Below are 13,416 nucleotides of genomic sequence, written 5' to 3' on the forward strand. Positions count from 1 at the left end.
AGCGCCCGACGCGCGTGTCGGGCGCGCGGGATCAGTTCGACACCTGGCGCTCGTAGCCCTCTTTGATGTCGTCAAAGTACGGGGCAATCGGGAAGCTCTTGCCGTAGTTCGCAAGCGTCTGCGGCGAGATTTCGGCGAACAGTTTCTGCCAGGTCGGCGCGTCGAGCTGAGCTTTGACGTACTGCGCGTCGATGCCCGGATACCAGTTAAACTGCTTCACAATGCCCTGCGCCTGCACCTCGGGGCTGGTCGCCAGCGCGATAAAATCCTGCGCGAGCTTCGCCTGGGCCGCGTGCGCCGGGACCACGTAGTACATCGGCTGGCCCGGCATCCCCGGCGCAATCAGCGCAAGCTTCAGCGACGGCGGCACTTTGCCCTGATCTTTCCAGCTGTAGAACATATCCACCCATACCGGGCCCATGGCGATTTCGCCGCGGCTTAACATGTCGAGCGTACCGGCGTTGCCCGGCGTGAACGTCACGTTCTGGTTAAAGGCTTTGAGTTTTTCAAACGCGGGCCCCCAGCGTTTCTCGACGCTTTTGTCATAGGGCTGTGCACCGAGACGCGCGGCGTCGGTGCCATAGGCGTAGATCCAGCCCACCACGAAGCTCACGCCGGACATGCCGTTTTTGATGCCGTTATAGCCAAACGCCTTCGGGTTTTTCTGCGTCCATTGCACCAGTTCGTCATACGAGGCGGGCGGCGTTTTCACCAGCTCGCTGTTGTACGCCAGCGCCGTCTGGCTCAGGAACATCGGCATCACGTAGCCGTCGACATCCACGCCCAGCGCGTTGCGCGCGCTCGCCTGCGAGACCATTTTACCGGTCGGGATCTGGTCGCGGAATTTCGCCAGTAGCCCCTTTTCGACGAGCTCGCCGCCTGCTTTCTGATGGACGACCGCGACGTCGATATCCCACTGCGCCGCCCCGCTCTGCTGCTGGGCGGTCAGCTTCTCGATGATTTTATTGGAGCCCGCATCCCCCGGCCCGGTGCCGACCACCCGGATTTTTACGTCAGGGTGGCTCGCCTCGAAGCGCGGCGCGAGAAAGGTTTTAACGTAATCGACCATATTCTGATCGCCCGCCGTCGCCACGTTCAGCACCGTTTCCGCCTGCGCGCTGGCAAGCAAGCCGAACGAAAGCGTCGCGCACAGCGCGATGTGAGTTTTAGCAAACATGAAATACCCCTGACTGTGTGAGTAAAAGAGAACTAAGGCTGGTTAAAACGGTGCAGCGCGTGGGCTGGCACATGCAGCGCCACGGCGGCGTTGACGGGCCAGCTCTGCGGGCTGTCCGCCTGGAGAAGATGACTGTCGATGCGCACGCTGTGGCGATACAGATGCCCCATAAACGCACTCTGCTCGATAACGCCCGCCAGCGTCAGCCCGCCGTCCTGCGCGTGGCCGGGCGCGGCGCTTATCGCCACGTCGGCGCTGCGAAAACAGAGCGTCTCGCCCGCCTGCGCGCGAATGCGGTTGTTGGCCCCCATAAAATCGGCCACAAACGGCGTTTGCGGCTGCTGCCAGATAGTCTGCGGCGTGCCGACCTGCTCGATACGGCCCTGGTTAAGCACCGCCACGCGGTCGGCCATCACCAGCGCCTCTTCCTGATCGTGGGTGACAATAAGCGAGGTAAAGCCGAGCCGCTGTTGCAGGGTTTTGATTTCATGACGCACGTTCAGGCGCACACGGGCGTCGAGGTTAGAGAGCGGCTCGTCGAGCACGAGCACATCCGGCTCCACCGCCAGCGCTCTCGCCAGCGCCACGCGCTGACGCTGCCCGCCGGACAGCGCGCTGATTTTGCGGTCTTCAAAGCCGGATAAATTCACCAGCGCCAGCATCTTTTTTATTTGCGCCTGGATTTCGGCCTTCGGTAATTTCCGCAGGGTTAATCCAAAGCCAATATTTTGCGCCACCGTAAAATGCGGCCATAACGCATAACTCTGGAACACCATAATAATATTGCGCTGCTCCGGCGGCAGCGCGGTGATATTTCGCCCGGCGAGAATAATCTCACCGGATTGCACAGGCACAAATCCGCAGAGCGCGTTTAGCAGCGTGGTTTTTCCGCAGCCGGAGGAACCGAGCAGCGCAATCATCTCACCGCGATTGACCGATAAATCAATATGGTGCAGCACCGTATTATCGCCATAGCCCATTTTTAACTGCGTTATCTGTAAATAACTCATCGCTCTCACCTGCATTCTGGCGGCACGTTTATTTATCGGTGAACACGTGTTCACTACGATGTAAAAAAAATGCAACGTCGCCCCGACATGATAGGCACCTACTTTGTCGCGCCTTTGTGACAATTTAATTAAGCGAGCGGGGAAAGAGGTGGGAAATGTTAATTGATGTGCTCGGCAGCGGCAGCGCGTTCGCCACGCAGCGAAATACCTCATCAATACTGATTCAGGGTGCCGGGCAGTGGCTGGTGGATTGCGGCCCGACTATTCCGCGCGCGCTGTGGCAGCGCAAAACGGACATTAACGCCATCGATGTTATCTGGTTTACCCACGTCCACCCGGATCACTGCGCCGGGCTCGCCCCGCTGCTGAACCAGTGGAAGAGTTTCGGGCGCGTTAAACCGCTGACCATTTTTTGCGAGCCTGCCCAGCGCGCGGTGTTGCAGCAGCTGGCGCTGCTGGCGGTCTGGCCGCAGACCACGTTCTGTTTTGACATCGACTGGCAGGATATTACGACGCAGACGCCGTGGCGCGACTGGCGCATCCGTAGCGCGCCGACGCAGCATGAAATTCCGTGCCGGGCGCTGCGCATTGACGCGCAGGGTCTGGCGCTGTTTTATAGCGGCGACGGCCGCCCGACGCCCGAGAGTCTGGCGCTGATGGCGGGCACGACGCTGGCGTTTCAGGAGTGCGCCTCGTGGCAGGCGCTTGACGATGACGCCTCACACGGCGATTTCCCCTCCTGCCTGACGGTGTGCGACTGCCTGCAACTGCCCGCGCTTGGGCTTTACCATTGCTGGGAGGCGGATATCGCGGCTATCCGCGACGCCTGCGCGCGCCACCCGGCGCTGTTTCTCGTAGAAGATGGCCAGCAACACGATCTGGCGCTTATCGGGAGAGCATTGTGAAGCCGCGCCAGACACGGGGCGCGGTAACGGCGCAGGATGTCGCGACGCGGGCGGGCGTGTCGCGCGCCGTGGTCTCCCGCGCCTTCAGCGACAGCGGCAGTATCTCGCCGGACGCCAAAGCGCGGGTGCTGGCCGCCGCCAGAGAGCTTGGATATCAGGTCAATTTTCTGGCGCAGGGGCTCAACCGCCAGCGCAGCCAGCTTATCGGCGTGATGGTGGCGCGCATCGGCGACCCGTTTCGCAGCGCGCTGCTGGAGGCGCTGATTAAGGCGATTTCGCAGCGCGGCTATCAGGCGCTGGTGACGGAAATCGCCGGCGAGGCAGAGCTTGAGGTGACGCTGCGCCGCTTTATGCAGTATCGCGTCTCGGGCGTAGTGGTGACCTCCGGCCAGCCGCCCGAGGCGATTATCGACGACTGCGTGCGCCATCAAATCCCGGTGGTGGGCATTAACCGCCCGGCGACCCATGCGCGGGTGGACACGGTCTGCTCCGACAACGCCCAGGGCGCGGCGCTTGCCGCCGCGCAGCTGTGCGACGCGGGCTGTCGCCGCTTCGGCTGGCTTAACTATCCGCACTCGACCTGGGCGGGTGTTGAGCGCGGCGCGGCGTTTCTGGCGGCGCTTGTCGCCCGTGGTGTCAGCGAGGCGCACACCACGCTGGTTAACGCGCCGGAAGAAGGCTACCAGGGCGGCCTTGCGGCGGCGGGCAGCGCCCACGCCTCGCTGGACGGGATTTTCTGCGCTAACGCGCAGCTCGCCTGCGGGTTTCTCGACGGCATGCGGCGGCGTGGCAAAAACGCACCGCACGATTTTCATCTGATCGGGTTCGACAACACGCCGCAGACGGCCTATGACGCCTACCGGCTTACTACGCTGCATCAGGACGTGGCCGCGCTTGCCGCACAGGCGCTGGCGTGTCTTGCCGATCGCGCCCGGCAACCGCACGCGCCTGCGCGCATCGAATGGGTGCCCGTGACGCTGGTGCACCGGCAAACCTCGCCCCGGAGAATCTAAACCGGGGCTGAACCGGAGGCGAAAAACAGAAATTTCCCCTTTACGCACCCTCGTAACGGGAATATTCGTCTAAGGTTTTCATATGGTTGATTCGCAGTGGTATGCGCTGCACCCCGTTAAGGAGAATGAATTGATGACACAAGCCGTTACGCGCCGTCCCCGGACGCTGTTTTTCGCCATTCAGGTCGCCCTCAGCGGCGCGCTGCTGGCCTTCTCCACGCTGCCCGCCAGCGCGCAGGACGCGCCAGCCGACCGCGCCGCGCCGCAGCCGCCGGATCAACTCCTCGGCCCGCTGTTTACCGACGTCCAGAGCGCGAAGCTGTTCCCCGATCAGAAAACCTTCGCCGACGCGGTGCCGAAAAGCGACCCGCTGATGATCCTGGCCGACTACCGCATGCAGCGTAACCAGTCGGGTTTTGATTTACGCCACTTCGTTGAGCTCAACTTTACCCTGCCGCAAAAAGGCGAAGCGTATGTGCCGCCTGCGGGACAGAGCCTGCGCGAGCATATCGACGGACTGTGGCCGGTGCTGACGCGCTCCACCGATTCCGCCAGCAAGTGGGACTCCCTGCTGCCGCTGCCGAAACCTTACGTGGTGCCGGGCGGACGCTTTCGCGAGGTCTATTACTGGGACACCTATTTCACCATGCTGGGCCTCGCCGAGAGCGACCACTGGGATAAAGTGCAGGATATGGTCGATAACTTCGCCCATGAGATTGACGCCTGGGGCCATATCCCGAACGGCAACCGCAGCTACTACTTAAGCCGCTCCCAGCCGCCGTTCTTCTCGTTTATGGTGGAACTGCTGGCGACCCATGAAGGCGGCGACGAGACGCTGAAAAAATATCTGCCGCAGCTGCAAAAAGAGTACGCGTACTGGATGGAAGGCAGCGACAACCTCGCGGCGGGCGATGCCCATGAGCGCGTGGTGAAGCTGAAAGATGGCGCGGTGCTGAACCGCTACTGGGACGATCGCGACGCGCCGCGTACCGAATCCTGGCTTGACGACGTGACCACCGCCAAAAACAACCCGGATCGCCCGGCGACCGAGATCTACCGCGATCTGCGCGCAGGCGCGGCGTCGGGCTGGGATTTCAGCTCGCGCTGGATGGATAACCCGCAACAGCTCGGCTCGATTCGCACCACGACCATTCTGCCGGTGGATCTCAACGCCCTGCTGTTCCAGCTGGAGAAAACCCTGGCGCGCGCCAGCAAAGCGGCAGGCGACAGCGCAGGCGCGACCCGCTATGAGTCGCTCGCAAGCCAGCGTCAGCAGGCGATGGAAACGCATCTGTGGAACGCGAAACATGGCTGGTATGCGGATTACGATCTGAAAACTAACAAGGTGCGCGATCAGCTGACCGCCGCCGCGCTGTACCCGCTGTATGTGAAAGCGGCGGCGCAGGATCGCGCCGAGAAAGTGGCCGCCGCCACCCGCGCGCAGCTGCTGAAACCGGGCGGTATTCTGACCACCACCGTCAAAACCGGCCAGCAGTGGGATGCCCCGAACGGCTGGGCGCCGCTGCAGTGGGTCGCGACCGAGGGCCTGATGAATTACGGCCAGAAAGATCTGGCGATGGACGTGACCTGGCGCTTCTTAACCAACGTGCAGCACACCTATGACCGCGAGCAGAAGCTGGTAGAGAAATATGACGTTTCCTCTACCGGCACGGGCGGCGGCGGCGGTGAGTACCCGCTGCAGGACGGCTTCGGCTGGACGAACGGCGTGACGTTGAAAATGCTCGACCTGCTGTGCGGCGCGGAAAAACCGTGTGACAACGTGCCCCAGACGCGCCCCGGCAGCGCCAGCGCCGCGTCTCAGGACGGTAAAATGCTGAGCAAACCTGCGGAGCAGAACGCCCCTGCAAAAACAGATGCCGCTACGCCGCAGCAGGACGGTAAAATGCTGAGTAAACCTGCGGAGCAGAACGCCCCTGCGAAAGCAGACGCCCCCGCGCCGCAGAGCACGGCACCGGCTGCGCCTGCCGAAGCTAACGCCCCGGCCGCGCCGACCAGCAGCGCTCCGGCTCCGGCTCCGGCTCCGGCACAGTAATCCGACGTCACCTGTCACTGCCCTCATTCGGGGGCAGTTTTTTTTACTCTTTCACCCGCTTCCCTGCCGTTTTTTACCGGATATATTCTCCCCGCCAATTTTGCTAGTTGAATCCATTGTTGTTAACGATAATAATTCGCATTCTTTATTACATATCGTTACGTCTCTGCGACACAGAGAACACTGGCAACCCCGAGAAGATAACAATGAAAATGGCTTTAACCCTGAAACGCTCTGCGGCGCTGTGCGCGCTGGCGCTGGCTGCGCCGCACGCGACGCTTGCTGAAGACACCATCACCGTAAGCGCCGCACCGGCGGAAACCGCCGCCTCCCCGACCGAAGGCTATACGGTGAAACGCAGCACCGGCGCAACCAAGACCGACAAGCCGCTGATCACCACCGCGCAGTCGGTATCCGTGGTGACGCGTCAGCAGATTGAGGATCAGGGGGCGCTGTCGGTTAATAGCGCGCTAAATTACACCGCAGGCGCGTTTACCGGGTTCTCCGGCGGGGCCACCCGTTATGACACCGTTTCATTGCGCGGCTTCCACGGCGGCGACGTCAATAACACGTTTTTAGACGGTCTGCGTCTGATGAGCGACGGCGGCAGCTATAACGTTTTACAGGTCGACCCGTGGTTCCTTGAGCGTATCGATGTGATTAAAGGCCCCTCTTCCGCGCTCTACGGCCAGACCATTCCCGGCGGCGTGGTGATGGAAAGCTCAAAGCGCCCGCTGTTTAGCCCGCAAGGCCATCTGCGCGCCTCGGTCGGCAATCACAATACCCGCAATACCGCCTTTGACTACACCGACGCCATTAACGACGAGTGGGCATACCGCATCACCGGCCTGACGAAATACACCGACACGCAGTATGAAAAAACGCGTGACGAACGCTACGCGATCTCTCCGCAGCTGCTGTGGCAGCCGGACGAATCCACCTCGCTGCTGTTGCGCGCGTATCTGGAAAAAGATCCGTCCGGCGGCTATCACGGCTCAGTACCGGCAAGCGGCAGCCTCGACGCTACCTCGCACGGCAAGCTCGACACGGGCTTCTCGGACGTCGAGCCGGGCAACGACGAATTCAAACGCTACCAGCAGCTCTACAGCTACGCGTTTTCGCACGATTTCAACGACACCTGGTCGTTCCGCTCGAACGGCAGCTACACCTACTCGAATCTGGATCTCAAGCAGGCTTACCAGATTGGCTGGGCCGATGCGCAGAAGAACGAGCTGACCCGCTACTACAGCGGCGAACACTCTTCACTGAACGCCTGGGCTATGGACAATCAGTTAGAGGCGCGCTTTAACACCGGCGACCTCGCGCATACCGTGGTGCTGGGCGGCGAATACCATAAATTCACCAACAATCTTTCCGACGACGCGGGCTACACCACCAATCTCAACCCGTGGACCGGCGTCTCCGGCGGCGCGGGCGGCTTCTGGTATTACGATCCGCTCGACCCGACCTTCGCCACCCGTCTGCAGGGCCTGCAACGCAAGGACATGAAGCGCGTCTATGAGCAAACCGGCGTTTATCTGCAGGATGAGATGGTCTGGAACCGCTGGCATATGGATCTTTCCGGGCGTTTCGACCACCTGGAAACCAAAAACCGCGTGATCACGCCGTCGGCGGGCACCGATACCACCGATCACCGCAAGGATGATCATTTCAGCGGTCGCGCCTCGCTGCTGTACGCGTTTGATAATGGCCTGTCGCCGTACCTGAGCTACAGCACGGCGGTAACGCCGCAGGTGCTGACCGACGCCCGCGGCAAGCTTCTCAAGCCCACCACCAGCGAGCAGTATGAAGGCGGCCTGAAATACCAGCCGCCGGGCACGTCCGATCTCTACAGCATCGCGGTTTACGATCTGATGCAGAAAGATGTTGGCAACCGCGTCGTGGTCGGCAGCTATTTCGAACCGGCAGGCAAAGTGCATTCGCAGGGCGTGGAGCTGGAAGCGCACACGCAGCTGACGTCGCGTTTCTCCGCTATCGCCAACTACACCTGGAACCATGTGCGCTTTGAAGACGCCATTGACGGCAACAACAAGAACACGCCATACGTGACGCCGGATCAGATGGCGAACCTGTGGGGCCATTATCAGTTCGATTACGGCTTAAGCGCGGGCGCGGGCGTGCGCTACATCGGCAAACAGTGGGCGGATAACGAAAACACGCGCCGCGTGCCTTCCGTCACGCTGGTGGACGCAATGGTTAAAGCCGATCTGGGGGCGTGGAACAGTGCGCTGAAAGGCGCGTTTGTTCAGGTGAACGCGACTAACCTGACCGGACGCGACTACGTGGCGGGCTGCTACGGCACCGGTTACTGCTACTGGGGCGCGGAGCGCAGCGTGACCGCGACGATTGGCTACGATTTCTGACGTAAAAAAACGGCCCCGCGGGGCCGTTCTTATATACACGTCTGTGGCCCTGACGGGCCGATTGGTTAATCCCTGCGCAGCAGGCGGAAGACCAGCAACACCACAATCGCGCCGACGACCGCCACAAGGAAGCTTGGCAGGTTAAAACCGGTCACGCTGCCGCCGATACCGAAGAAGGTCGCCAGCCAGCCGCCGACCACGGCGCCCACAATCCCCAGTACGCAGGTCAGAATAAAGCCGCCGCCGTCACGGCCCGGCATAATCAGCTTGGCGATAATGCCCGCGATAAGTCCAAATACAATCCAGGCTAAAATACCCATAGTCTCCACCCTCTTGGTTAAGTGTCTCTTAATGGCTTGCCGCAAGGCGCGGTAAACCGAAGTGGTTCAAGTATAGGTAATAAATAAAGATTCTTCCGGTAAGCTCGGATTATCCTCATACTGAAATAAAAAAATTTTAGGATAAATCTTAAGTTTCAGGCACGTGGGCCGATAACCGTCCACATCTCTCTGTCAGTCTTTTAAGGAATCACGCGACGTGAGCAATTACAGTGAGCAGTTTCTGAAGCAAAACCCGTTGGCCGTACTGGGGATTTTGCGCGATTTGCAAAAAAGCCAGGCACCGATCCGCCTGTCGTGGGGCGGCTGGCAATTTATCAGCCGTATTCTTGAGGCGTCGCCGGACCAGCTGGTGCTGGATTTCGGCAGCCAGACCAGCGAAAACGAGGCTGTGCAAAAAGCCAAAAATATCCAGTTTAGCGCCGAAGCCCAGGGCGCGAAGGTGGAGTTTAATCTGCCTGCGCTGAACGCCGGTGAGTATCAGAATCTGCCCGCCTTTGTTGCCCCGCTGCCGGAGGCCGTCTGGTTTGTGCAACGCCGCGAACATTTTCGCATCAGCGCGCCAGTTCAGCCGCTGTTCTACTGCCTCGCGCGGATGCCGGACGGCACGCTGTTTCGCGGGCGTCTGCAGGATCTGTCGCTTGGCGGCATGGGGACGCTGCTGGAAGGCGCGATGCCGGAAGGTCTGGAGGCAGGCATGCAGTTCTCGCCGCTGGAGATTGACCTGCTGGAGTGGGGAAAATTTCGCTTTGATGCGCAGTTGCTGACGATAAGCGAGCGTAAAGTGGTGGACAGTAAAAACGAGACCATCGCCACGCCGCGCCTGAGTTTTCGCTTCTTAAACCTCAACCCAGGCACGGAGCGCGAGCTCCAGCGCATTATCTTCGCGCTGGAGCGTATCGCCCGGGAAAAAGCCAGCCGGGTGCGCTGATCACATGGCGTTCATCGCCTGTTGAACCTTCCAGATATAACGCGGGGCCTGCGGCGCTGGATGATGTTTCGCGACATGGTCGACAAACTCATCCGGGCTCAGGTCGTTAATCTTCTCGATAGCCGTTTTGCGATCCGACGAGAACGTGCGCAGCAGCGCGCCCGCGCCATTCACATAAGAGACCACCAGCGCATACTGCATGGTTTGCGGCTCTTCAATCCCCTTCAGCACGCCGTGCTCCATAATGCTCAGATACGCGGTGCCGAGCGAAATATTACGCTCCGGGTTTTTCAGCTCGCTGGACGACGGCTGGCCGCTCCAGCCCATATAGCGGTAGACTTCTCGCCCGGCGGTGGAGGCTTTAATCTGCATCAGCCCGATGGCGTTGGATTTGCTTACAAGCGTCGGGTTGCCGCCCGATTCCACGGCGATAATCGCGGTCACCAGGCGCGGGCTGACACCCCAGGCCTCGCCCGCTTTTTCGGTGATCGGCATCCACTGCATGGCGCGTTTTACCGGCACCTCGGGGTTCCAGGGCGGATTTTTATAATCCGGCGTGGAAGAACACCCGGCGAGAAACACCACTAACCACATTAACCATCTCAATTTCACGCAACTTTCCTTTCGATATCAGTGCAAAACGAGGCATCGACCCCGGACGCAGCGCGGGCGTGCGGGTGACAACCGCTAAGGTTAGCGGCATGATAGCGGTTTCGCCTGGTATGTCAGCAAGGATTTGTTATGGCTCATCTTCATCTCATCGCCCCGTCCGGTTATTGCATCAATCAGGAGGCCGCCTGGCGCGGCGTCAGCCGTCTCGAAGACGCCGGATTACCGGTTGCGAATCAGCAGGTTATTACCCGCCGGATGCAGCGTTTCGCCGGGAGCGACGACGAGCGTCTGGGCGATTTACAGGCCTTAAGCGCGTTGTCTGAAAATGACGTTATCGTGATGCCGGTGCGCGGTGGCTACGGCATGACCCGCCTGCTGGAAAACTTTGATCCGGCGCCGCTGATTGCCCGCCAGAAAGAAAACCCGCTGCTGATTTGCGGCCACAGCGATTTCACGGCGTTGCAGATGCTCCTGCTGGCGCGCGGCAACACTCTCACCTTCAGCGGCCCGATGCTGGCCGGGAATTTCGGCGCGCCCGAGATGAACGCGTTTACCTGGCGTCACTTCTGGCAGGCGCTCACCGAGCCCGAGTATACGATAGCGTGGTACAGCGACGGCGCGCCCTGCACGGCGGAGGGTACCGTCTGGGGCGGCAATCTGGCGATGCTGGCATCCATTACCGGCACGCCGTGGATGCCGCAGATTGACGGCGGAATTCTGGTAGTAGAAGACATCAACGAGCACCCGTTCCGCGTGGAACGTATGCTGCTGCAACTGCACGCTGCCGGTATCCTGGCGCGGCAGAAGGCGCTGATTCTGGGCAGCTTCACCGCGGCGGCAAGCAATGACTACGACGACGGGTATTCGCTGGCGAGCGTCGCCGCCCTTCTGCGCGAGCGCCTTGCCATTCCAGTGCTGACCGGCCTTGCGTTCGGCCATGAACAGGAAACCGTCACGCTGCCGCTGGGCGCGCGCGGCGAGCTACGCCATGACGGCGAACGCGCGCAGCTGCGCCTGAGCGGTCATCCGGTGCTCTCTTCGAAAGCCGCCGCGCGGTTTACGCAGCGTCTGTGACGTGAATGCGCCCCTGAGTCATGCGGCGGCTCAGGGGCCAGTGGGCCTGAAGGGGTTATTTATCCGGGAGCGGGTATCGCAACGCGATGTCCGGCGCATCCGTGAGCGGCCTGCCGGAGCGAGCCATCAGGTACCCGGCAATCTCTTCCGCGCTGAGCTCAACATTGGCCATTTCCGCATCTTCGAACCAGCTGTCGGGCCAAAAAATCAGATCCGACGGGTTGCCGACAAAATTACTCTCCAGCAAGGAAATCGCGAAGTCTTGTTCTGATGCATTCCCCTCGCAGTCGCAGATAAAGGTAATGATCTGAATGAGTTCGGGCCACGTAAAGTCCGGGTAGAACTTCTCCTGATTAAAGGCCATGCGGGTGAAATTGATGGCGCTGGTCCAGGAGGAAAAGTCTCTGAAATCAGAAAAAGAACAGGGCTGCACAACCTGCCGGTTCCATTCGGCCATCAGGGTCACAAGCCCTGGGTCATCCTGATCGGCACCTTCCTCTATTTTGGAAAGAATGCCTTGCGCATGCTTTGCCAGTTCATCAATTTTTTTCCTGCTGACTTTGGTCGGTCTCATCCTTTCCGGCAGTGGCATTCTTTTAATCCTTGAAAAATAAATCACCGAATTCACGCGTTAAAAATAATACGTCTGGCAAAGAGGCGGTACTACCATAATCCGCCTGTCTGCGCCCCCGCCTTCAGGCGGCGCGCAAAGACCGGCGCCGGCCCAACGCGTTACTCCTGGCAGGTCACTTCTCCATCCTGCCGCCTCGCTTGCGTTATTTTCATCCACGCCTTTGCAGCCTTCATAGCGCAACCTGCTGGCATAAACCGACGATGCACTATACTGACCTTTACGGTTTTTGTTTCCCGTGAGGCTACATGCGGGAAATGACCTGACCTCAACCTTACCCATGACCCGCAGGAGAACAACATGCAAAAGCGTAACACCCTGAAAGGGCTGCTCGCCGTATCGGCAGTCGCCGCGATGTTCAGTACCGCTGGCGTGCAAGCCCAGACGCCGACGACCGCCACGCAGAATGGCGCCGCAGCACAGACTGAATCGGGGGCAAAGCTCAGCGCTGGCGATGAAAAAGCAATGAAGGACATGGCGCAGGCCAATATCAACGAAGTCGCCGCTGCCAAAATCGCGCTGGAAAAAGCCCAGAGCAGCGATGTTAAAGCCTACGCGCAGAAAATGGTCGACGATCACAGCGATGCTTTGAATAAAGTCAAAGAGGTTGCTGAGAAAAAAGGCGTGACGCTGCCGACCGAGCCGGACGCCAAACATAAAGCGATGGCTGAGAAGCTTGAAAAGCAGAGCGGCGATGCCTTTGACAAAGCGTATATGGAAAACGCCGGCACCAAAGATCACAAAATGGTGCTCTCAAAACTCCAGAGTGACGCTACGAAAATCAAAGATCCGGATGTCAAAGCGCTGGCCGATGCGCACACGCCGGTCGTGGAGCAGCATCTGAAAGCCGCCGAAGAGATGAAGAAGTAAGGCGCGCTTAACACAATCATCCTCACATCCGCCTTTTAATTAACCGCGTTGCCCGACGTCGTCGCGTCGGGCAACACAAGGTCAGCGGATCAGGCACTCGCCCCTTCGATCAAGACAAAGGTGCCGCTCGCCGCGCCGGAGCGCATCGTTCTCGCGGCCTGATACGCCGGGCTATGGTAAAAGCGCCGGGCGTCGTCAAACGACGCGAATTCAAAAATCACATGTTTCTCATGCGTCTCGCCTTCCAGGTTCTCATACTGCCCCGACCAGGCAACGACGGTCGGGTTAAATTCCTGCATGGCTTTGGCGGCGGCGTCGGCATAGTGCGCGTAGGCAGCCGGGTCGGTGATAGTCACGTGAGCGACCAGATAACCTTTGTTCATTCTCTTTTCCTTCCTGTGTCATTGATAGGTTTAGC

At 60.0% G+C, this 13,416-nt stretch carries 13 protein-coding genes; 7 read left to right on the forward strand and 6 right to left on the reverse strand.

Features of this window, described 5'->3' with window-relative positions; translation table 11 throughout:
- Positions 1–31: 31 nt before the first annotated feature.
- On the reverse strand, positions 32–1,177 hold the full coding sequence (locus AFK67_RS11480; protein ID WP_007726391.1) for an ABC transporter substrate-binding protein: 1,146 nt from the start codon (positions 1,175–1,177) through the stop codon (positions 32–34).
- Positions 1,178–1,209: 32 nt separating this feature from the next.
- Positions 1,210–2,187 (reverse strand): ABC transporter ATP-binding protein, encoded by a 978-nt coding sequence (locus tag AFK67_RS11485; protein ID WP_007726390.1) that lies wholly within the window; start codon positions 2,185–2,187, stop codon positions 1,210–1,212.
- 155 nt (positions 2,188–2,342) lie between these two features.
- On the opposite strand from AFK67_RS11485, the gene AFK67_RS11490 reads away from it, so the two are divergent.
- The 4 genes from AFK67_RS11490 (at position 2,343) to AFK67_RS11505 (ending at position 8,542) form a co-directional block, all read left to right on the forward strand.
- Entirely contained in the window at positions 2,343–3,092 is a 750-nt protein-coding gene (locus AFK67_RS11490) for an MBL fold metallo-hydrolase (RefSeq protein ID WP_007726389.1), read from the forward strand.
- Positions 3,089–4,105 (forward strand): LacI family DNA-binding transcriptional regulator, encoded by a 1,017-nt coding sequence (locus AFK67_RS11495; protein WP_007726388.1) that lies wholly within the window; start codon positions 3,089–3,091, stop codon positions 4,103–4,105. Before AFK67_RS11490 ends, AFK67_RS11495 begins: the two co-directional genes overlap by 4 nt.
- Before the next feature lie 133 nt (positions 4,106–4,238).
- The gene (locus AFK67_RS11500) at positions 4,239–6,158 is read left to right on the forward strand and encodes an alpha,alpha-trehalase (protein WP_038883412.1); all 1,920 of its coding nucleotides are present in this window, start codon (positions 4,239–4,241) and stop codon (positions 6,156–6,158) included.
- A gap of 206 nt (positions 6,159–6,364) precedes the next feature.
- Positions 6,365–8,542 carry a TonB-dependent siderophore receptor gene (locus tag AFK67_RS11505; protein ID WP_007714278.1) on the forward strand — a complete coding sequence of 726 codons (2,178 nt, stop codon included), beginning with the start codon at positions 6,365–6,367 and terminating at the stop codon, positions 8,540–8,542.
- 65 nt (positions 8,543–8,607) lie between these two features.
- Here the strand turns inward: AFK67_RS11505 and AFK67_RS11510 are convergent, their stop codons facing one another.
- Complete coding sequence (locus tag AFK67_RS11510) at positions 8,608–8,862, reverse strand: GlsB/YeaQ/YmgE family stress response membrane protein (protein WP_007714274.1); 255 nt, start codon at positions 8,860–8,862, stop codon at positions 8,608–8,610.
- 217 nt (positions 8,863–9,079) lie between these two features.
- Between AFK67_RS11510 and ycgR the strand changes: the two genes are divergently transcribed.
- Positions 9,080–9,811, forward strand: coding sequence for a flagellar brake protein YcgR (gene ycgR, locus AFK67_RS11515; protein WP_007714272.1), 732 nt, complete (start codon positions 9,080–9,082; stop codon positions 9,809–9,811).
- On the opposite strand, the gene emtA is transcribed toward ycgR, so the two are convergent.
- Positions 9,812–10,423, reverse strand: coding sequence for a membrane-bound lytic murein transglycosylase EmtA (gene emtA, locus AFK67_RS11520; RefSeq protein WP_032966650.1), 612 nt, complete (start codon positions 10,421–10,423; stop codon positions 9,812–9,814).
- Between the two features lie 129 nt (positions 10,424–10,552).
- Between emtA and ldcA the strand changes: the two genes are divergently transcribed.
- Positions 10,553–11,497 carry a muramoyltetrapeptide carboxypeptidase gene (gene ldcA / locus AFK67_RS11525; RefSeq protein ID WP_007714266.1) on the forward strand — a complete coding sequence of 315 codons (945 nt, stop codon included), beginning with the start codon at positions 10,553–10,555 and terminating at the stop codon, positions 11,495–11,497.
- Positions 11,498–11,552: 55 nt separating this feature from the next.
- On the opposite strand, the gene AFK67_RS11530 is transcribed toward ldcA, so the two are convergent.
- Positions 11,553–12,089: a hypothetical protein gene (locus AFK67_RS11530; protein ID WP_007714263.1), complete on the reverse strand. Its 537-nt coding sequence runs from the start codon at positions 12,087–12,089 to the stop codon at positions 11,553–11,555.
- A 339-nt stretch (positions 12,090–12,428) separates the two neighbouring features.
- On the opposite strand from AFK67_RS11530, the gene AFK67_RS11535 reads away from it, so the two are divergent.
- Complete coding sequence (locus AFK67_RS11535; RefSeq protein ID WP_007714260.1) at positions 12,429–12,998, forward strand: DUF4142 domain-containing protein; 570 nt, start codon at positions 12,429–12,431, stop codon at positions 12,996–12,998.
- A gap of 89 nt (positions 12,999–13,087) precedes the next feature.
- On the opposite strand, the gene AFK67_RS11540 is transcribed toward AFK67_RS11535, so the two are convergent.
- Positions 13,088–13,381, reverse strand: coding sequence for a DUF1330 domain-containing protein (locus AFK67_RS11540; RefSeq protein ID WP_007714257.1), 294 nt, complete (start codon positions 13,379–13,381; stop codon positions 13,088–13,090).
- Between the last annotated feature and the right edge of the window lie 35 nt (positions 13,382–13,416).

It is taken from the genome of Cronobacter dublinensis subsp. dublinensis LMG 23823, assembly GCF_001277235.1.
Classification (GTDB): domain Bacteria; phylum Pseudomonadota; class Gammaproteobacteria; order Enterobacterales; family Enterobacteriaceae; genus Cronobacter; species Cronobacter dublinensis.

What these genes read in the sequence shown, in the direction of transcription:
- AFK67_RS11490 (WP_007726389.1), top strand. Translation starts at nt 2,343, where the DNA reads ATGTTAATTGATGTGCTCGGCAGCGGCAGCGCGTTCGCCACGCAGCGA.
- AFK67_RS11480 (WP_007726391.1), bottom strand. Translation starts at nt 1,177, where the DNA reads ATGTTTGCTAAAACTCACATCGCGCTGTGCGCGACGCTTTCGTTCGGC.
- AFK67_RS11530 (WP_007714263.1), bottom strand. Translation starts at nt 12,089, where the DNA reads ATGCCACTGCCGGAAAGGATGAGACCGACCAAAGTCAGCAGGAAAAAA.
- AFK67_RS11505 (WP_007714278.1), top strand. Translation starts at nt 6,365, where the DNA reads ATGAAAATGGCTTTAACCCTGAAACGCTCTGCGGCGCTGTGCGCGCTG.
- AFK67_RS11500 (WP_038883412.1), top strand. Translation starts at nt 4,239, where the DNA reads ATGACACAAGCCGTTACGCGCCGTCCCCGGACGCTGTTTTTCGCCATT.
- ldcA (WP_007714266.1), top strand. Translation starts at nt 10,553, where the DNA reads ATGGCTCATCTTCATCTCATCGCCCCGTCCGGTTATTGCATCAATCAG.
- AFK67_RS11535 (WP_007714260.1), top strand. Translation starts at nt 12,429, where the DNA reads ATGCAAAAGCGTAACACCCTGAAAGGGCTGCTCGCCGTATCGGCAGTC.
- AFK67_RS11510 (WP_007714274.1), bottom strand. Translation starts at nt 8,862, where the DNA reads ATGGGTATTTTAGCCTGGATTGTATTTGGACTTATCGCGGGCATTATC.
- AFK67_RS11540 (WP_007714257.1), bottom strand. Translation starts at nt 13,381, where the DNA reads ATGAACAAAGGTTATCTGGTCGCTCACGTGACTATCACCGACCCGGCT.
- AFK67_RS11485 (WP_007726390.1), bottom strand. Translation starts at nt 2,187, where the DNA reads ATGAGTTATTTACAGATAACGCAGTTAAAAATGGGCTATGGCGATAAT.